A 17,851-nucleotide genomic window follows, 5' to 3' on the forward strand; every position below is an offset into this window, starting at 1 on the left:
CCGCCGTCAGCCGTGAGATCGTAATGGAAAATCTGGCCCTCTGGTATCGCCGTTTTGGCGAGCCAGAATCTGTTCTGCAACCTGAAACCGCGCCGCCGGGCGTGCTTGCGCCGGGACACCTCCGTGTGCAAATGCTGTATGCGCCGGTGAACGCGTCCGATCTCATTCCCATTACCGGCGCTTACCGCCACCGAACCCCGCTGCCTGCCGTCGCGGGGTATGAAGGCGTCGGCGTTGTCATTCAGGCGCCCGCGTCTTTTGCGCATCTGCAGGGTAAACGCGTTCTGCCGCTGCGCGGGCAGGGCACCTGGCAGCGCTATGCGGATTGCCCGGCAGAGTATGCGATACCCGTGCCGGATGATGTCGATTCACGCCTGGCCGCGCGGGCCTATATCAACCCGCTGGCGGCGCAGATGATGTTGAGCCACTATCCACCGCGGGGAAAGCGGGTGCTGCTCACGGCCGCCGGTTCGGATTGCGCCATTCTGCTCGGGCAGTGGGCGCGTCTGACGGGGGCAGAGGCGGTGTACGGTATTCATCGTTCGCCCGTTCACGCTGAACGGTTGGCGGCGATGGGGATCGTTCCTGTCGCACTGCATGACATGCAGCGGATCCTCTCCGTTGCCGCGCGTGCCGACGTCGTTTACGATGCAACCGGCGGGGCGCTGGCGGAAGCGATCCTGAGCGTGCTGCCGGAGCAGGGCATATTTGTCTGCTACGGGCTGCTCTCCGGGCAGACCTTCCGCCAGCAGCGGCCCCTGCCGCGCGTAGCGTGGTTCCATATTCGTAACTATCTGGATGGGCTCAGCGCAGAGGCGTGGCGCGCGGAGTTCGATCAAATCTGGCCCCGGATGCGCGCCAGTGCGTACAGCCCCGGAACGGTGTACCCTCTGACGGACTGGCAGAGGGCGCTCAGGGCTTACCGTGAAGGAGGAAGGGCAAGCAAGCCCCTCATGTCGATGGCGGAATGACGGCTATTGATGGCTCATATCGCTCAGCAGCACGGCGATGCTTTGCCCGCCCGCCGTCTGTTCCAGACCAATCTTCACGATGATGGTCAGCGGAACGGAGAGCAGCATGCCTACGGGACCGAGCAGCCAGCCCCAGAAAATGAGGGACAAAAAGACGACCAGCGTCGAAAGCCCCAGCCCACGCCCCATCATTCGCGGTTCAAGAATATTCCCGAACACCAGGTTAATCGCCAGATAGCCGGCCAGCAGAATCAGCGCATCATAAAATCCACTGAACACCAGCACCTGAAGAATAGGGGGGATTGCCGCCAGCACGGAGCCGATGTTAGGAATGTAATTGAGCGCAAATGCCAGTAACCCCCAGACGAACGCAAAGCGGACGTCCAGCGCCACCAGCATTCCCCAGACCACCACCCCGGTGACCAGGCTGATGACGGTTTTCAGTACCAGATAGCGTGAAACGCTGTCCAGCGCGCGCTGAATAGCGCCCATTCCTTCAACCGGACGAACCATGATTTGCTGTAACTTTGCGGGCAGCTGTGGCACCTCCAGCAGCATGAACACCACCGTTAAAAACAGCAGGAAAATCGAGGTCATGGCATTGGAAAGCTGCGTCAGCAGGCCTGTGACGATGGTCATGGCCGCATTAGGGTCGATATATTTAAGAAGCTCCTCAACCGAGACTTCTATTCCCGCGCGCTGAAGCCAGGGCTCAAGCTGCAGCAGCGGTATCGCCAGCGAGGAACGGTATTTCGGCAGCGTTCGCGCCAGTTCGTTCAACGAGGTACCCAGATACGCAACCAGTAACACCATGGCGAAAATAATGACGCTAATTAGCAGGGTAATTGCCAGCACGCGCGGGATGCGCAGCCGCGTCATGCGCCGGACCAGTGGGTTAAGGATCACCGCAACAAACAGGGCCAGAATAAAGGGCACAATGATGTCGGCGGCAAAACGAACGCCCGTGAGTATGATCACCAGCATGCCCAGCATGATGACAATTTTTAACCCGTTGAGGGTAATAATGGGTTTAGCCATGGTGACTCCAAAAAACGCCTTTTATTTATAATAGAGGGTAAACGTCCTGCAATAAACTAACCAAAATCAAACGGGATGGGTAAAGAATTGAAAAGACTTTGAGTAAAATCTTCAGTTATGGTACAAATTTGGCGTGTTCAACTACCGAGGACAATTTTCATCCGCAAAGACGAGAAGCAACAACGCGGATAATTGTAATTTTATGGACAATTTGTTCAGGACCTATTCTTCAAACAACGCTGCTCTATTTTCTACCTCCTTCTGCCTGATTGCTGGTGAGCAACACTGGCGTACCGCACTATAGTCACCTCTTCTGCCTGAGCTGGCGCTACGCGCTTAGCTATCTGATTTAATTTAATATTTTTTTGGTTTGCTGCATGCGGCGGGCCACGATGGATTATATTCTCAAGCAGGAGAAAAACATGTATTACTGGATCTTATTAGCCCTGGCTATCCTCGCTGAAATTACCGGCACGCTGTCAATGAAATGGGCAAGCGTCAGCGAGGGCAATACCGGTTTTATTTTAATGCTGGTGATGATATCCCTTTCCTATATTTTCCTCTCATTTGCGGTGAAGAAAATTGCGCTGGGTGTGGCCTATGCGCTGTGGGAAGGGATCGGTATTTTATTGATTACGCTGTTCAGCGTTCTGATATTCGACGAAACATTAACAACAATGAAGGTCGCCGGGTTAACGACGCTGGTCGCGGGTATCGTGCTGATTAAATCAGGTACCCGTAAACCGACAAAACAGCAGAAGGAGCAGAACCATGCAACAGTTTGAATGGGTTCATGCGGCCTGGCTGGGCTTCGCCATCGTGCTGGAAATTCTGGCGAACGTTCTGCTGAAATTTTCTGATGGTTTTCGCCGTAAGGTTTATGGCCTGATGTCGATTGCCGCAGTGCTGGGGGCATTTAGCGCTCTGTCACAGGCGGTCAAAGGTATCGATCTGTCCGTGGCCTATGCGTTGTGGGGCGGTTTTGGTATCGCCGCCACCCTGGCCGCAGGGTGGGTGCTTTTCGGGCAGCGTTTAAATAATAAAGGCTGGATAGGGCTGATCTTGCTGCTGGCGGGCATGATCATGATAAAACTCGCCTGATCAATCGTTAACCCTGATTCACAGACAGCCGCGCTGGCTTACTCTTTAGCCAGCGCTTCCAGCTTATCGCGAAAACCGGTGACGGACAGGGCCCGGTTATCGGCTCGCCAGCGGTCTTTCGCCGCCGGGGCGGAGCTTTGAACCCCAATCAACTGCCAGCCGTTATCGGTTTTCAGCATCAGCGGTGAACCGCTGTCGCCCGGCAACGTATCGCACTGATGGGAAAGCACGCTGGTCTGCGCCCAGCCCGTCACGATACAGTCCGTGTGGGTGTAAAGCGCATCGAGATGATCGACCGGGTAGCCTGACTGCGTTACCTTGCGGTCGGCGGCTTTCAGCGCGGCGGTGAGCGCCGCTTTATCGCCGTCAAATAACGGCAGCGGCGTAATGCCCGAAGGCGGGTAGCGCAAAATAATCAGGCCAAAATCCCACGAGGCTGCCGCGGGCGGCACAATCCAGCCGTCGCCATCCGGTTTAAGACGCTTCCCAAGAGAAGCATCAACCCGGCCTTCAATGCCGTGGATTTCATAGCGCCAGATCCCTTTTTGCGACACAAATCGTAAGACAACCGCTTTGTCTGGCTTACCGTTGGGTGGCGTCAACAGGCAGTGGCCCGCCGTCAGCGCTAATTGCGGGGTGATTAACGTCGCGGTACACAGGTTGCCGCTGGCGGTTTCCAGTTGGCCTATAGCGTCCCAGGGAGCCTGGGTAGGATCGGTGACGCGAGTACGATCGTCATGACCGAAAAAAAGCGTCTTTAGCTCTTTCGCGCTAATGGCGTTATCACCGCCATCATCCGCCTGTGAAAATCCAGAAAAAAGGCCAAACGTTCCCAGCAACAACACAACAGATTTACGCATATCACACTCTGGTGGGGGTAATTATGATTATTAAAAGTGAACCCTATGAAAATACTATAGACGGGACGGCGCTAAAGTGGGAGTAAAATCAGCGTGCTACAGTCAGGAAAGATAAAAGCGGCTGGCGATGAGCGCGCATAAAATAAGCAGGATAAGAATCAGCTCAAACCGATAGCGTCGCAGCATACGCCCTCCGGATAAAAAAAAACGGCGCAGAACCTTTTCCGGTTCAGCGCCGGTTTACCAACGTGCCCCGCAGGGCACGGTTAAGCTTGTACGCTTACGCAGCTGGCTGTGCAGCTGGTTTAGCAGCTTCGTGTTTTACTGCTTTTTTGTGATGCTTTTTCGCAGCCTGGGCTTTCTGCTCTACGGCTGGTTTAGCGGCTTTCTTGTGGTGCTTTTTCGCAGCCTGAGCTTTCTGCTCTACGGCTGGTTTAGCGGCTTTTTTGTGGTGCTTTTTAGCTGCCTGCGCTTTTTGCTCTGCAGCCGGTTTAGCGGCTTTGTGGTGCTTTTTAGCTGCCTGCGCTTTTTGCTCTGCAGCCGGTTTAGCGGCTTTGTGGTGTTTCTTGTGATGTACGGTTTTTGCTGGCGCCGCGGTGGTCGTTGCAGCAGGTGCCGTAGCAGCCGGTGCAGCAGTGGTTTCAGCAGCGAACGCAGCAGAAGACAGACCCATAGCAGCGGCAACAACCAGAGCTAATACTTTTTTCATGTTCATACCCTCGAATTTGGTTTTTCATTTAACCCCACTGCGGGGCCGTTGAAATAACTATATCCCTGTAAATTCGAGGTTTCCGTGAGTGATTGGTATCGGCGTGTAACCATATGTACAAGGCCGGGGAAGAACCCCGGCCTTATCATTACAGGTAGCGTGAGGTCAGGTGTTCGCGGAAGTAGCGGATATTCAGATCTTCCCCCGTCGCCTGGGTGATTAACTGCGACGTGCTAAAGCGGCTACCGTGCTGCCAGATGTTCTGACGCAGCCACTCAAAGAGGGCGGAAAAATCCCCTTCAGCGATGGAGGACGCCAGTCCCGGAAGCGCGGTCTTTGCAGCATGGAACAGCTGCGCGGCATACATCGCGCCCAGCGTGTACGACGGGAAGTAACCAAACCCGCCGTCAGTCCAGTGGATATCCTGCATGCAGCCGTTGCGGTAGTTGTCTTTGGTAGACAACCCGAGCCAGGCCTGCATTTTCTCATCCCACAGGGCGGGGATATCGTCCACCTCGATCTCGCCGTTGATCAGCGCGCGCTCAATCTCATAGCGCAGCACCACGTGTGCCGGGTAGCTCACTTCGTCGGCATCGACGCGGATATAGCCTGGCTTCACGCGCTGGTTCCAGGCGATAAAGTTCTCTTCGCTGAACGCCGCCCGGCTGCCAAAGCGGGCGTGAACGGCAGGGAGGAGGTGCTTAAGGAAGGCTTCGCTGCGTCCCAACTGCATCTCAAAGAACAGGCTCTGGGATTCATGGATCGCGGTTGAGCGGGCCAGGGCAATAGGCTGGCCTGCCCACGCGCGCGGCAGGTTTTGTTCGTAGCGCGCGTGTCCGGTTTCGTGGATCACGCCAAACAGCGCGCTGAGCAGCTCGTCTTCATCATAGCGCGTGGTGATGCGCACGTCTTCCGGTACGCCGCCGCAGAACGGGTGCGCGCTCACGTCCAGGCGACCGCCGTTAAAATCGAAGCCGAGCATCTTCATGGCTTCCAGACCCAGTTCGCGCTGGGTTGCCGTCGGGAAGGGGCCCTGCGGCGGAACGAACGACCGCTGAGCCTGTTTCTCCACCGCGCTTGCCAGCAGGTCTGGCAGCCAGGTTTTCATATCACCAAACAGCACGTCCAGGCGCGCGCTGGTCATGTCCGGTTCAAAAATATCCAGCAGCGCGTCGTACGGCGTACAGCCTTTGGCTTCTGCGCGCAGGCGGGCTTCTTCACGGCTGAGTTTCACCACTTCTTTCAGGTTGGCGGAAAAGCCCTGCCAGTCGTTCGCGGGACGCTGCGTACGCCAGGCGTGCTCGCACCTGCTGCCCGCGAGAGATTTGGCTTCCACCAGCGATTCCGGCAGCAGGGTAGCCTGCTGATACTGTCTCGTCATTTCACGCAGGTTGGCCTGTTCGACGTCATTCAGATCTTCCCCTGCTGCGGCCGCTAACAGGTCGCCGACTTTTTTATCGGTCAGGATCTGATGTTGCAGGACGCTCATCTCTGCCAGCGCTTCACCGCGCGCGGCGCTGCCGCCTGGCGGCATCATGGTGAACATGTCCCAGCTGGCGATGGAGGAGAGATGCGAGAAGCGAGAGAGGCGCTGGAAGGTTTTCACAAGTGACTGATAGGCGGATGTTTTTTGCAATTCTTATTTCCTCTTGCCAGGGATGTGTTTCAGGGAGCATACAATGAAACCGAGCAAATTCCCCAACATTTCCCACACGGAGGAAATCTATGCCGATCTCCTCCGTTGAAACCGTCTCCGGAATGCCGGGAGACGGTTTTCGGTGGGCACTCAGGACTTATCGCGCATAACCTGTTGCAGGATAGCCAGCGCCTGGTTGAACTGGGTATCCGGAATGGTCAGCGGATAAAGGAAGCGGATCACGTTACCGTACTGGCCGCAGATCAATAACAGCAGGCCCTGGGCGAGCGCCTTTTGCTGGATCGCCTGCGCGATGGCGGCCGAAGGCTCACGGCTCTCGGGATCAAAAAACTCCGCCGCAATCATCGATCCTCTTCCCCTTATCGCCACGAGCGCAGGGAAGGTGCCCTGAATCTCCTCCAGCGTGGCTTTCAGTCGATCCCCCAGATGGCAGGCGCGGGCGCACAGTGACTCGTTGTCGATAATCTTCAGCACCGCGTGCGCGGCGGCCACCGCAAGCGGGTTGCCTGCATAGGTCCCCCCCAGACCGCCGGGAGCCGGCGCGTCCATGATTTCGGCGCGGCCCACCACGCCAGACAGCGGCATTCCGCCTGCCAGGCTTTTCGCCATCGTCATCAGGTCGGGCTTGTCCGCGTAGTGTTCCATGGCAAACAGTTTACCCGTACGGGCGAAGCCGCTCTGCACTTCGTCGGCAATCATCACGATCCCGTGCTCATCACAGATTCGGCGGATGGCGGCCACCAGCTCTGGCGGGGCGACGTTGAATCCGCCTTCACCCTGAATGGGTTCAAAAATAATCGCCGCCACCTGTTTCGCCTCAATATCCGCTTTGAACAGGCGTTCTATCGCCGTGATGGCATCCTGCGTCGTGATGTCGTGCAGCTCGGAGGGATACGGCACGTGATAAACCGACCCCGGGAAGGGGCCAAATCCCAGCTTATAGGGCGCGACCTTGCCGGTTAAGGCCATGGTCATATAGGTTCGGCCGTGGAAGCCTCCGCCGAAGGCAATCACGCCCGGTCTACCGGTGTGGGCCCGGGCGATTTTAATGGCGTTTTCCACCGCTTCTGCGCCCGTGGTGAAGAACGCCGTTTTGGCCGGGCTCTGGACCGGGGCCAGCTCGTTAAGTTTCTCGGCTAATGAAACATAGCTTTCATACGGCACAATCTGGTAGGCCGTGTGGGTGAACTGGTGAAGCTGTTTTTCCACTGCGGCCACCAGTTCAGGATGACGATGGCCGGTATTCAGCACCGCGATCCCGGCGGCGAAATCAATATAGTCGTTGCCTTCCATGTCGGTGAGGGTGGCATTCTCCGCCGTGCGGGCAAAGAAATTACACATTACGCCTACGCCGCGCGGGGTGGCAGAAAGTCTGCGCTGATGAAATTCCTGGTTACTCATGTCAGTTACCCTTTTGTCGAAACGATCATACGCCAAGACGATCGCGCAGGCTGTAGTACGCCGCGCCCATCGCCGTGAATGGAATCCGCAGGCTGCGACCGCCCGGGAAGGGGTAGTGCGGGAGGTTGGCAAACGCATCAAAGCGCTCAGCGTCACCGCGCAACAGTTCCGAGATCAGCCGTCCGGCCAGGTGGGTGCAGGTTACGCCGTGACCGCTGTAGCCCTGCATGTAATAGATGTTTTTATCCAGACGACCAAACTGCGGCATCCGCGACAGGGTCAGCAGGAAGTTGCCCGTCCAGCGGTAGTCGATTTTGACGCCTGCCAGCTGAGGGAAGGTTTTCAGCAGCTTTGGCATCACCAGGCGTTCGACATCGTCCGGATCGCGCGCGCCATAGACGACGCCACCGCCGTACAGCAGGCGGTTGTCTGCGGTGAGGCGGTAGTAATCCAGCAGATAATTGCAATCTTCCACGCAGTAGTTATTGGGGATCAGCGTGCGGGCGACCTCCTCCGGCAGCGGGGCGGTGGTCACCACCTGGGTGCCGCAGGGCATGCTGCGTTTTGCCAGCTCCGGTTCTATCTTATCGCCCAGATAGGCATTCCCGGCGACGATCACGTAGCGGGCCGTGACCTGGCCATGCTGCGTGCTTACTACTGCCGGGCTGGTGTGCTGAATGGCGGTCACCGGAGACTGTTCATATACACGCCCACCGTTCAGGCGAATGGCGTCCGCTTCGCCGATCGCCAGGTTCAGCGGATGAATGTGCCCCCCGCTGCGGTCCAGCAGCGCACCGGTATAGCGGTCGCTGTCGACTTCCCGGCGGATGGCGCTGGCGTCCAGCAGCTCCAGCTGCGTGTTGCCGTAGCGTTCCCAGTTGGACTTTTGCTCCTCCAGCGTCTCCAGCTGCTTATGGTTTAGCGCCACAAACAGCCCGCCGGGACGATAGTCGCACTGGATCTGATAGCGCTGGATACGCTCCCGAATAATTTCCCCGCCTTCAAACATCATGCTCCCGAGCACTTTGGCGGCATCGGGCCCGTAGTTTTTCTCGATCACGTCGATATCGCGGCTGTAGGAGTTAACCAGCTGGCCGCCGTTGCGTCCGCTGGCGCCGAAACCGATGCGCGCCCCTTCAAGGAGCACCACGTCGTAGCCCATTTCGGCGAGATGCAGCGCGGAGGAGAGGCCAGTATAGCCGCCGCCCACCACGCACACGTCACAGCTGATCGACTCGTTAAGCGTCGGGAAAGGTTCGTAAGCGTTCGCGCTGGCCGCGTAGTAGCTGGTGGTATGTTCGGTCATGATTGAGGCTCCAGGGCAATCCAGATGGTTTTCAGTTCGGTAAATTTTTCCAGCGCGTGCAGGGACTTATCGCGACCGTTGCCGCTCTGCTTATAGCCGCCAAAGGGTACGGTCATGTCACCGTCGTTATAGTTATTGACGAAGACCGAGCCGGCTTTCAGGCGGCGGCTCATGCGGTGCGCGCGAGAGAGATCGCGGGTCCATACCGCCGCGCCAAGCCCGTATTCACTGTCGTTGGCCAGCGTTAAGGCTTCCTCTTCGGTTTTAAAACGGGTGACGACCAGCACCGGCCCGAAAATCTCTTCCCGGCACAGCGGGGAGGCAGGGTCGATGTCGACAAAAATGGTGGGACCGACTGCGGAAGGCCATGATTGTTCCCGCCCGTCCAGCAGCAGCGTACCTTTCCGGGCTCCCTCGCGAATAAACGTGTGGACGGTATCGGCGTGCCCAGCGTCGATGAGCATGCCCATTGTGCTGTCCGGGTCGAGCGGATCGCCCGGCTGCCAGCGGTGGGCCTGCGCTTTCAGCCTTGCCAGGAAGTCATCGGCGATGCTGTCTTCGAGCAGCAGGCGGGTACCGGCGATACAGACTTGCCCCTGGTTATAAAAAATCCCGGCGGCGGTCGCGCTCACGGCCTTGTCCATGTCCGGACAGTCGGCAAAGATAATGTTGGCGCTCTTGCCGCCTGCCTCCAGCCAGACGCGCTTCATGTTGCTTTCTCCCGCGTCCTTCAACAGCTGCTTGCCGGTACGGGTAGAGCCGGTAAACGTCAGCACTTCGACCTCCGGATGCAGTGCCAGCGCCTGGCCCGCTTCGTGGCCGTAACCGCTTATCACATTCAGCACACCGTCCGGCAGGCCCGCCTCTTTCGCCAGCCCGGCCAGGCGCAGGGCGGTGAGCGGTGATTTCTCCGACGGTTTTAATACCACGCTATTGCCCGCGATCAGCGCCGGGCCCAGCTTCCAGCAGGCCAGCAGCAGCGGGAAGTTCCAGGGGACGATGGCCGCGACAACCCCGATCGGCTCGCGCACGATCATCGCCAGCTCGCCCGGACCCGTAGGCGCCACTTCGCCGTAGACTTTATCCGCCGCTTCGGCGTACCAGCGAATGGCGCGAGCCGCGCCGGAAATATCGTCGCGCAGGCTGTGGCGGATGGGTTTACCGGTGTCCAGCGTTTCCAGTAAGGCCAGCTCTTCGCCGTGGCGTTCCATTAAATCGGCGAGCTTATTGAGCACGGCCTTGCGCTGGGCCGGAGACGCCTGTGACCAGTCGCCGCGTTCAAATACCTCACGTGCGGCCTGAACCGCGCGGTTCACGTCCGCCTGCTTGCCCCGGGCCACGTTCGCCAGCGTCTGTTGGGTAGCGGGATTGACGGTTTCAAACGTGGCATTATCGGCGGCGTCACAATAGGCACCGTTAATAAATAACCGGGTCTCAATGGCGCTGTTTTTTGCTTTATCCTGCCAGTAAGTCAGGTGCTGAAAATGCATATTCACTCCTTTCTTTCGCAATCAGATAAATAAAGGCATGGCCGTTTCAGGCAATACGAAGCCGTGGGGCATCCCGGGAATTAACCCGTTGAATGCCGACATTGATCGTTTTTATTTGTCCCGGCGTAAGCGCGCTTACGCCGGGACTGAGTGGTAATTAGAACGTGGTGGGGGTGTGGGCACTGATAATGCGGCAGATGCCTGCCGAGGTATTGCTGAAGCTGTGCGGTATGCCGGTATTGATGGCATAGCTCTGCCCTGCAACCAGGTGATAAGGCTGGCCATTAATGGTCAGCACTATTTCACCTTCCAGTATCGTACCGATCTCCTCACCCTGATGTTTGATCCTCTCTCCGGTCGTGGTTCCAGGCTGGTAAGTTTCAAAAATCATCGCCAGCGTACGGTTCGGATTTCCGTTATGAACCAGCTTCATCGAAACTCCCTGACTGCCTATTTCGATAAGGTCTTCCTGATTAATAACCACCTGCGGTTCATCAGGTTTTTCCGGTTCCGAAAAGAATTCCGAGAGCGACAGCCCATAGACTTTCAGCAGCTTTTGCAGCGTACTGATGGCAGGACTCACTTTGTCCTGCTCAATGGTGCTGATGGCACTGTGTGTTAACCCAGACAGTTCGGCGGCACGCCGCTGCGAGAGACCCAATTGCTGGCGGATCTCAGACAGACGTTTCCCTGGCGCCAGTCCGTCATCGCTCATAGTTGCATTTCCTTTACGGTAGTGGTCAAAGCCGCTGCTTCTCGGCAATGTGGCTTTGACAGGCGGTGATAAAACCATCAAACAACATACGTGAGAGGGCGTACTCGCTGCTGTTCCATTCGGGGTGCCATTGCACGCCGAGGGCAAAAGGGTGGTCATGAACGCTGACCGCTTCGACCAGCCCGTCCGTCGAACGGGCCTCCACGCGAAGCCGTGGTCCTAACGATCGTGCACCTTGCCCGTGTAACGAGTTTACCCAAAATGTGTTACAGCCTGGTATTAATTGAGACAGCAGTCCTCCCTCCTGAACCTGAACCTCATGAGAAGGGGCGTATTGTAGCTCAACCGGCAGTTCAGGATCTTCCCGGTGTTCAAGCAGGTCGTTCTGCTCGAACAGGCGGCGATACAGCGTCCCTCCCGTCGCAACAACCAGTTCCTGCAGCCCCCGGCAGATGGCGAAAATGGGGATGCGCCTTTCGAGCGCGGCGGCAATCAGCGCCATACTCAGAAGATCTCGCCCGGGATCGGCGTCAGGCTCATCGCCGTTTTCACCATAAAGGTGCGGCTGCACGTTACTTGGGCTGCCCGGCAGGTAAATCCCGTCCAGGGTTGGCAGCAGAGCGGTAAGTAGCTCTGGCTCTGCCAGCGCATGGGGTAAGGCAATCGGTAAGCCCCCCGCGTTAATAATGGCATTCAGGTACTTTTCTTGCAGGGTCTGGGTCTCATGACCCTTAAGCCTGTTTCTGCACATCACTACGCCAATAACTGGCTTGTTCATTATATTTTCCATGATCGCCCTCACAAAGTGGACTAAATTTAGGCCATTCTCGCCTGTGAAACGGCCTTTTCGTTCAATATTTTCTCAATCTAGCAACGGGATCTGCCTTTTGCAAACTTAATTTAACATTTGACAAACAATTTGTTTGCATACAGATTCGATAGGGTGGACATTATATTTGACAGTCCAGAGCAGCGAACGCAAATCCCAAAAACGGTGGTAAATCATGGAAACCAATATCGTAGAAGTTGAGAACTTTGTGCAGCACACGGATGAGAGGCGGGGCAGCGCCTTTACGCAGGAAGTGAAGCGCTATTTAGAAAAGTATCCTGACACCCAGTTTATTGATGTCCTCCTGACCGACCTGAACGGCTGTTTTCGCGGCAAGCGCATCCCGGTTGCCGGACTGAGCAAGCTTGAAAAAGGCTGCTATTTCCCGGCATCGGTTTTCGCCATGGACATTTTAGGTAACGTCGTGGAAGAGGCGGGCCTGGGGCAGGAGCTCGGCGAGCCGGACTGTATCTGCGTGCCGGTACCGGGTACCCTGACGCCGTCCGCCGCCGACCCGGAATACATTGGTCAGGTGCAGCTCACCATGGTCGATGAAGATGGCGCTCCCTTTGACGTTGAGCCGCGGAACGTACTCAACCGACTCTGGCAGCAGCTGCGCCAGCGCGGCCTGTTCCCCGTGGTAGCGGTAGAGCTGGAGTTCTATTTACTTGACCGTAAGCGCGATGCCGACGGCTATCTGCAGCCACCCTGCGCGCCGGGTACCGACGTACGTAACACGCAGAGTCAGGTCTACTCGGTTGATAACCTGAACCACTTTGCTGACGTGCTGAACGACATTGACGAACTGGCGCAGCTGCAGCTGATCCCCGCCGACGGGGCCGTGGCTGAGGCCTCCCCGGGCCAGTTTGAGATAAACCTGCACCATACGGAAAACGTGCTCGACGCCTGCGATGATGCGCTGGCGCTAAAACGTCTCGTCAGGCAGATGGCGGAAAAACATAAGATGCACGCCACGTTTATGGCAAAGCCGTATGAAGAGCATGCGGGCAGCGGGATGCATATCCACATCAGCATGCAAAACAACCGAGGCGAAAACGTGCTCGCAGACGCCAGCGGCGAGGATTCCGCGCTGCTGAAACGCGCGCTGGCCGGGATGATCGATCTGATGCCTGCGTCCATGGCGCTGTTGGCACCGAACGTCAACTCCTACCGCCGCTTCCAGCCGGGAATGTACGTACCGACGCAGGCGTCATGGGGACACAATAATCGCACCGTTGCCCTGCGTATCCCCTGCGGCGATCGCCATAACCATCGGGTCGAGTACCGTGTGGCGGGAGCAGACGCGAACCCGTATCTGGTGATGGCGGCGATTTTTGCCGGCATTCTGCACGGGCTGGATAACGATTTACCCCTGCAGGAAGAAGTGGAAGGCAATGGCCTGGAGCAGGACGGACTGCCGTTCCCGATTCGTCAGAGCGATGCACTGTGGGAATTTATGCAGAACGATCATCTTCGCGAGCGGCTGGGCGAACGTTTCTGCCACGTCTATCACGCCTGCAAAAATGATGAATTACTGCAGTTTGAACGCCTGATTACCGAAACAGAAATTGAGTGGATGCTGAAAAACGCCTGATGACGAGCCCCGGTTAGGGGCCGCTTTGTTTCACCGCATACGTATCACCAAACGGCCTGCGCGGAGCCTGGCCGAAACGTTCGCTGGCACGCCAGCTATCTCCCGGGAGTCGCGTTATGGAGCGCAGGCGGCACAGGGACTTTCTTAACGACACTGTGTGACGAGGTAGGAAATGATGCAGATGTTCAACTATCCGCAGGGCGAAGGGGGCCAGTCAGGCGCCTGCTGTGAGTGCGAGCGAGAGACGCTGCGCTGGTACGATCGCGTATGTTCTTTACAACTTCCCCCTTTGCTAAGCAGGTTTGCGTTACGGTCAACGCGATTGCAAACCACGGTAAGCATGGGGGGGATGGTTTATGGCGACTAACACCTCTCTTGATTCGCCGCGCATGGCCGGAAGAACCCGGCTGCGCAGTTCCCTCAAGCTCTGGCAGGTGGTCATGATGGGGCTGGCTTACCTCACTCCCATGACCGTGTTTGATACCTTCGGCATTGTGTCCGGTATCAGCAACGGACACGTGCCCGCCTCGTATCTCCTGGCGCTGGCGGGCGTCATGTTTACCGCCATCAGCTACGGCAAACTGGTACGACAGTTCCCGGAAGCGGGCTCTGCTTATACCTACACGCAGAAATCGATCGGCCCCCACTTAGGCTTTATGGTCGGCTGGTCATCGCTGCTGGACTATCTCTTCCTGCCGATGATCAACGTGCTGCTGGCGAAGATCTACCTTTCCGCATTGTTCCCTGAAGTCCCGCCCTGGGTCTGGGTGGTGGGGTTTGTGACGATCCTGACGCTGGCGAACCTGAAAAGCGTTAACCTGGTCGCCAACTTTAACACTCTGTTTGTGCTGGTGCAGGTCGCCATCATGGTGGTCTTTGTCATACTGGTAGTGCATGGACTGCACAAGGGGGAGGGGGTTGGCACCGTCTGGTCGCTCCAGCCGTTTATCAGCGAGAACGCGCACCTGCTTCCTATCATTACCGGCGCGACTATCGTCTGCTTCTCTTTCCTCGGCTTCGACGCAGTCACCACGCTGTCGGAAGAGACGCCAAATGCGGCGCGGGTTATTCCCAAAGCCATTTTCCTGACCGCACTGTATGGCGGGCTGATATTTATTGTTGCCTCGTTTTTCATGCAGCTCTTTTTCCCGACGATCGCTCGCTTCAAGAACCCGGACGCCGCGCTGCCGGAAATTGCGCTGTACGTGGGCGGCAAGCTCTTCCAGTCGGTGTTTCTGTGCACCACGTTTGTGAATACGCTCGCTTCAGGCCTGGCCTCGCACGCCAGCGTCTCACGCTTATTGTATGTGATGGGGCGTGACAACGTCTTTCCTGAGCGGGTGTTTGGCTACGTGCATCCGAAATGGCGCACTCCGGCCCTGAACGTGATTATGGTTGGGATAGTGGCGCTGTCGGCCCTGTACTTTGATCTGGTGACCGCGACGGCGCTGATCAACTTTGGCGCGCTGGTGGCGTTTACGTTTGTTAATCTCTCGGTGTACAACCATTTCTGGCGGCGTAAGGGGCTGAACAAAACGTGGAAAGATCGGCTCCACTATTTCCTGCTGCCACTCATTGGTGCCGCAACGGTCGGCGTGCTGTGGGTAAACCTCGAAGCGACGTCCCTGACGCTTGGCCTCATCTGGGCGGCACTGGGTGTCCTTTACCTGACCTGGCTCACGCGCCGCTTCCGAAAACCGCCTCCGCAGTTTGAAGCCGGTAAGATAGAGCAGGCCTGGGATTCCTGAACGTGAAACGGCACCAGTAAGCTGGTGCCGTTTATCTGGATCGGGCATCAGCCCGCAGGATGATTATCTCAGGCATTTATGAAGGCTTGCGCCCACCAGCAGTGCGGCACAGAGCATCAGCGCGATAAATCCGCCCACGCCGTTCCAGCCGTAGTGATGCCAGAACACGCCGCCCAGCGTCCCGGCGATGCTTGAGCCCAGATAATAGCTAAACAGATACAGCGACGATGCCTGGCCTTTGGCGCGACGCGCGCGCGGGCCAATCCAGCTGCTGGCGACGGAGTGAGCGGCGAAGAAGCCTGCGGAGAAGAGCAGCATCCCGGCAAAGATAAGCCACAGGGAAGAGAAAAGCGTCAGCAGCAGGCCGAGCAGCATCACCGCGGTAAACACCAGCATCACCGGCCCGCGGCCAAAGCGTGCCGTCATCGCCCCGGCTTTCGGCGAGCTCCACGTACCGGTGAGATAGGCCACGGAAAGCAAACCCACAACGGCCTGATTCAGATGCCACGGCGAGAGCATCAGCCGGTAGCCAATATAGTTAAACAGCGTCACGAAGGAACCCATCAGCAGGAATCCCATCAGAAACAGTCGCGGTAAACCTTTGTCACGCCAGTGCAGGCGGAAGTTGATAAACAGCGTTTTCGGGCGCAGAGACGTCGGGCGAAAATGGCGCGATTCCGGCAGGATTTTCCAGAACATCAGGGCCGATGCCAGCGCAAAACACCCGATCACCGCCAGCGCAATGCGCCAGCTAAAGAAGTCCGTGAATACCCCGCTCAGCAGACGCCCGCTCATGCCGCCAATCGAGTTCCCGCTGATGTACAGCCCCATCGAAAAGGCGACGAAGCTCGGGTGGATCTCCTCGCTGAGATAGGTCATCCCGACTGCCGCCACGCCGCTGAGCGAGAGCCCGATCAGCGCGCGCATCATCAAAATGCCGTGCCAGCTGGTCATCATTGTCGAGAGTAACGTACAGACCGAGGCCAGCATCAGGGCGGTTACCATCACCTGTTTACGGCCAATGGCGTCGGACAGCGGCCCGGTAAAGAGCAGGCCAATCGCCAGCATGCCGGTAGAAATAGAGAGTGAAACGCTGCTGCTGGCAGGCGATACGCCAAACTCATGGGAGAGCACGGGCAGGATCGGCTGAACGCAGTAGAGCAGGGCAAACGTTGCCAGACCGGCGGAAAAGAGCGCCAGCGTGACGCGCATAAACTGGGGGGTACCACGTTTGATGAACTGAACCGGCTGCGATGCTACAGGCAAATCATTAATATCTCTGGCCGGCTCGATATCAATGGTAGATGTACGACTCACACAGTTTCCTTGCTTAAACATCCCCGTGATTTCTGGTGACGGGTATGACCACACCTTCAGGGTAGGAAAATGTAAATATTCTGTCTAATATATTAATAATCTCAAATGATACTTTAAAAATATGAATATCGAGCTGCGTCATCTTCGCTACTTTGTCGCCGTCGCTGAGGAGCTGCATTTTGGCCGCGCGGCGGCACGGCTGAACATTTCTCAGCCGCCCTTAAGCCAGCAGATTCAAATCCTCGAACAGCAGGTCGGGGCGCGTCTTCTGGCCCGCACCAACCGCAGCGTGAGCCTGACGGCAGCGGGTAAGCAGTTTCTGATCGACAGCCGACAAATTCTGAGCATGGTCGACGACGCCGCTGCCCGGGCGGAACGGCTCTATCTTGGGGAAGCCGGAGAGCTGCGCATCGGGTTTACCTCGTCCGCGCCGTTTATCAGCGCCGTCTCGCAGACGCTTTCGTCATTACGCCGTCATTTTCCGGACGTGCATATTCAGACGCGCGAAATTAATACCCGCGAGCAGATTGCGCCGCTTAACGAAGGTGCGCTCGATCTGGGGCTGATGCGTAATACCCAGCTGCCGGACACGCTGGCGTGGGAGGTTATCCTGCGCGAACCGCTGATGGCCATGATCCCGAACGATCACCCGCTGGCGTCGCGTCCGGCGGTTTCGCTGGCGGAGCTGGCAAAAGAGCCGTTTGTCTTTTTTGACCCGCAGGTCGGGACGGGCCTGTATGACGATATTCTGGGGCTGATGCGCCGCTACGATCTGGCGCCGGTCATTACCCAGGAAGTGGGAGAGGCGATGACCATTATCGGCCTGGTCGCCGCCGGGCTGGGCGTGTCGATACTCCCGGCCTCCTTTAAGCGGGTACAGCTGCGTGAGATGCGCTGGGTTACTATCGCCGAGGAGGATGCCGTTTCGGAGATGTGGCTGGTGTGGTCAAAACATCGCGAACAGAGTCATGCTGCCCAGCGCTTCAAACAGCGGTTAATCCAGGCTTCCGCGGTCTGATATTTCCCTGGAAAACGGGTAAAAATGTGCGGTAAATCACAAGGCTAAGTAAATATTTGACGACACCCATGGAAGTGCTTCACCATAGCCAACAGTT

At 57.3% G+C, this 17,851-nt stretch carries 19 protein-coding genes; 8 read left to right on the plus strand and 11 right to left on the minus strand.

Annotated elements, in window-relative coordinates; all coding sequences use genetic code 11:
- Nucleotides 1-23: 23 nt before the first annotated feature.
- The gene (locus APT89_RS16195) at nt 24-971 is read left to right on the plus strand and encodes a zinc-dependent alcohol dehydrogenase family protein (protein ID WP_060573055.1); all 948 of its coding nucleotides are present in this window, start codon (nt 24-26) and stop codon (nt 969-971) included.
- Between the two features lie 3 nt (nt 972-974).
- Here the strand turns inward: APT89_RS16195 and APT89_RS16200 are convergent, their stop codons facing one another.
- On the minus strand, nt 975-2,009 hold the full coding sequence (locus APT89_RS16200; RefSeq protein WP_041910260.1) for an AI-2E family transporter: 1,035 nt from the start codon (nt 2,007-2,009) through the stop codon (nt 975-977).
- Nucleotides 2,010-2,142: 133 nt separating this feature from the next.
- On the opposite strand from APT89_RS16200, the gene APT89_RS24805 reads away from it, so the two are divergent.
- The 3 genes from APT89_RS24805 (at nt 2,143) to mdtI (ending at nt 3,110) form a co-directional block, all read left to right on the plus strand.
- Complete coding sequence (locus tag APT89_RS24805; RefSeq protein ID WP_088205359.1) at nt 2,143-2,313, plus strand: protein YdgV; 171 nt, start codon at nt 2,143-2,145, stop codon at nt 2,311-2,313.
- A gap of 118 nt (nt 2,314-2,431) precedes the next feature.
- Nucleotides 2,432-2,794: a multidrug/spermidine efflux SMR transporter subunit MdtJ gene (gene mdtJ / locus APT89_RS16205; protein WP_060573057.1), complete on the plus strand. Its 363-nt coding sequence runs from the start codon at nt 2,432-2,434 to the stop codon at nt 2,792-2,794.
- On the plus strand, nt 2,781-3,110 hold the full coding sequence (gene mdtI / locus APT89_RS16210) for a multidrug/spermidine efflux SMR transporter subunit MdtI (RefSeq protein ID WP_028012966.1): 330 nt from the start codon (nt 2,781-2,783) through the stop codon (nt 3,108-3,110). The genes mdtJ and mdtI overlap by 14 nt, the downstream gene beginning before the upstream one ends.
- A 38-nt stretch (nt 3,111-3,148) precedes the next feature.
- On the opposite strand, the gene APT89_RS16215 is transcribed toward mdtI, so the two are convergent.
- From APT89_RS16215 to puuD, 9 genes are all read right to left on the minus strand, one after another.
- Nucleotides 3,149-3,970: a trypsin-like serine peptidase gene (locus APT89_RS16215; RefSeq protein ID WP_028012967.1), complete on the minus strand. Its 822-nt coding sequence runs from the start codon at nt 3,968-3,970 to the stop codon at nt 3,149-3,151.
- A gap of 102 nt (nt 3,971-4,072) precedes the next feature.
- Entirely contained in the window at nt 4,073-4,156 is an 84-nt protein-coding gene (locus tag APT89_RS24810) for a hypothetical protein (RefSeq protein ID WP_023617729.1), read from the minus strand.
- A gap of 94 nt (nt 4,157-4,250) precedes the next feature.
- Nucleotides 4,251-4,679, minus strand: coding sequence for an acid resistance repetitive basic protein Asr (gene asr, locus APT89_RS16220; protein ID WP_060572958.1), 429 nt, complete (start codon nt 4,677-4,679; stop codon nt 4,251-4,253).
- A 148-nt stretch (nt 4,680-4,827) separates the two neighbouring features.
- Entirely contained in the window at nt 4,828-6,315 is a 1,488-nt protein-coding gene (locus APT89_RS16225) for a carboxypeptidase M32 (RefSeq protein WP_060572960.1), read from the minus strand.
- A 150-nt stretch (nt 6,316-6,465) separates the two neighbouring features.
- Nucleotides 6,466-7,737: a 4-aminobutyrate transaminase gene (puuE, locus tag APT89_RS16230; RefSeq protein ID WP_060572962.1), complete on the minus strand. Its 1,272-nt coding sequence runs from the start codon at nt 7,735-7,737 to the stop codon at nt 6,466-6,468.
- Nucleotides 7,738-7,762: 25 nt separating this feature from the next.
- The gene (locus APT89_RS16235) at nt 7,763-9,043 is read right to left on the minus strand and encodes an NAD(P)/FAD-dependent oxidoreductase (RefSeq protein WP_045261457.1); all 1,281 of its coding nucleotides are present in this window, start codon (nt 9,041-9,043) and stop codon (nt 7,763-7,765) included.
- Entirely contained in the window at nt 9,040-10,533 is a 1,494-nt protein-coding gene (gene puuC / locus APT89_RS16240; protein ID WP_060572965.1) for an aldehyde dehydrogenase PuuC, read from the minus strand. Before puuC ends, APT89_RS16235 begins: the two co-directional genes overlap by 4 nt.
- 157 nt (nt 10,534-10,690) lie before the next feature.
- Nucleotides 10,691-11,248 (minus strand): HTH-type transcriptional regulator PuuR, encoded by a 558-nt coding sequence (gene puuR, locus APT89_RS16245; RefSeq protein WP_013096835.1) that lies wholly within the window; start codon nt 11,246-11,248, stop codon nt 10,691-10,693.
- Nucleotides 11,249-11,273: 25 nt separating this feature from the next.
- Nucleotides 11,274-12,038, minus strand: a complete 765-nt coding sequence (gene puuD, locus APT89_RS16250; RefSeq protein WP_041912017.1) for a gamma-glutamyl-gamma-aminobutyrate hydrolase — start codon at nt 12,036-12,038, stop codon at nt 11,274-11,276.
- 214 nt (nt 12,039-12,252) lie between these two features.
- On the opposite strand from puuD, the gene APT89_RS16255 reads away from it, so the two are divergent.
- From APT89_RS16255 to APT89_RS16265, 3 genes are all read left to right on the plus strand, one after another.
- A complete protein-coding gene (locus tag APT89_RS16255) occupies nt 12,253-13,671 on the plus strand; it encodes a glutamine synthetase family protein (protein ID WP_024909135.1) in 1,419 nt (472 codons plus the stop codon).
- A 181-nt stretch (nt 13,672-13,852) separates the two neighbouring features.
- The gene (locus APT89_RS24815) at nt 13,853-14,038 is read left to right on the plus strand and encodes a hypothetical protein (protein WP_418250462.1); all 186 of its coding nucleotides are present in this window, start codon (nt 13,853-13,855) and stop codon (nt 14,036-14,038) included.
- Nucleotides 14,028-15,419 carry an APC family permease gene (locus APT89_RS16265; protein WP_041910246.1) on the plus strand — a complete coding sequence of 464 codons (1,392 nt, stop codon included), beginning with the start codon at nt 14,028-14,030 and terminating at the stop codon, nt 15,417-15,419. Before APT89_RS24815 ends, APT89_RS16265 begins: the two co-directional genes overlap by 11 nt.
- A 63-nt stretch (nt 15,420-15,482) precedes the next feature.
- On the opposite strand, the gene APT89_RS16270 is transcribed toward APT89_RS16265, so the two are convergent.
- Nucleotides 15,483-16,736: an MFS transporter gene (locus APT89_RS16270; protein WP_041912016.1), complete on the minus strand. Its 1,254-nt coding sequence runs from the start codon at nt 16,734-16,736 to the stop codon at nt 15,483-15,485.
- A 121-nt stretch (nt 16,737-16,857) separates the two neighbouring features.
- Here APT89_RS16270 and APT89_RS16275 point away from each other — a divergent pair, with 121 nt between their 5' ends.
- On the plus strand, nt 16,858-17,754 hold the full coding sequence (locus tag APT89_RS16275) for a LysR family transcriptional regulator (RefSeq protein WP_060572967.1): 897 nt from the start codon (nt 16,858-16,860) through the stop codon (nt 17,752-17,754).
- The last annotated feature ends 97 nt before the right edge of the window (nt 17,755-17,851 follow it).

It is taken from the genome of Enterobacter sp. 50588862 (assembly GCF_001462935.1).
Taxonomy (GTDB): domain Bacteria; phylum Pseudomonadota; class Gammaproteobacteria; order Enterobacterales; family Enterobacteriaceae; genus Enterobacter; species Enterobacter bugandensis.

Excerpts from the sequence above, each read along its gene's own strand:
- APT89_RS16195 (WP_060573055.1), top strand. The coding sequence starts at position 24 with ATGGAAAATCTGGCCCTCTGGTATCGCCGTTTTGGCGAGCCAGAATCT.
- APT89_RS16200 (WP_041910260.1), bottom strand. The coding sequence starts at position 2,009 with ATGGCTAAACCCATTATTACCCTCAACGGGTTAAAAATTGTCATCATG.
- mdtJ (WP_060573057.1), top strand. The coding sequence starts at position 2,432 with ATGTATTACTGGATCTTATTAGCCCTGGCTATCCTCGCTGAAATTACC.
- mdtI (WP_028012966.1), top strand. The coding sequence starts at position 2,781 with ATGCAACAGTTTGAATGGGTTCATGCGGCCTGGCTGGGCTTCGCCATC.
- APT89_RS16215 (WP_028012967.1), bottom strand. The coding sequence starts at position 3,970 with ATGCGTAAATCTGTTGTGTTGTTGCTGGGAACGTTTGGCCTTTTTTCT.
- APT89_RS24810 (WP_023617729.1), bottom strand. The coding sequence starts at position 4,156 with ATGCTGCGACGCTATCGGTTTGAGCTGATTCTTATCCTGCTTATTTTA.
- asr (WP_060572958.1), bottom strand. The coding sequence starts at position 4,679 with ATGAAAAAAGTATTAGCTCTGGTTGTTGCCGCTGCTATGGGTCTGTCT.
- puuE (WP_060572962.1), bottom strand. The coding sequence starts at position 7,737 with ATGAGTAACCAGGAATTTCATCAGCGCAGACTTTCTGCCACCCCGCGC.
- APT89_RS16235 (WP_045261457.1), bottom strand. The coding sequence starts at position 9,043 with ATGACCGAACATACCACCAGCTACTACGCGGCCAGCGCGAACGCTTAC.
- puuC (WP_060572965.1), bottom strand. The coding sequence starts at position 10,533 with ATGCATTTTCAGCACCTGACTTACTGGCAGGATAAAGCAAAAAACAGC.
- puuR (WP_013096835.1), bottom strand. The coding sequence starts at position 11,248 with ATGAGCGATGACGGACTGGCGCCAGGGAAACGTCTGTCTGAGATCCGC.
- puuD (WP_041912017.1), bottom strand. The coding sequence starts at position 12,038 with ATGGAAAATATAATGAACAAGCCAGTTATTGGCGTAGTGATGTGCAGA.
- APT89_RS16255 (WP_024909135.1), top strand. The coding sequence starts at position 12,253 with ATGGAAACCAATATCGTAGAAGTTGAGAACTTTGTGCAGCACACGGAT.
- APT89_RS24815 (WP_418250462.1), top strand. The coding sequence starts at position 13,853 with ATGTTCAACTATCCGCAGGGCGAAGGGGGCCAGTCAGGCGCCTGCTGT.
- APT89_RS16265 (WP_041910246.1), top strand. The coding sequence starts at position 14,028 with ATGGCGACTAACACCTCTCTTGATTCGCCGCGCATGGCCGGAAGAACC.
- APT89_RS16275 (WP_060572967.1), top strand. The coding sequence starts at position 16,858 with ATGAATATCGAGCTGCGTCATCTTCGCTACTTTGTCGCCGTCGCTGAG.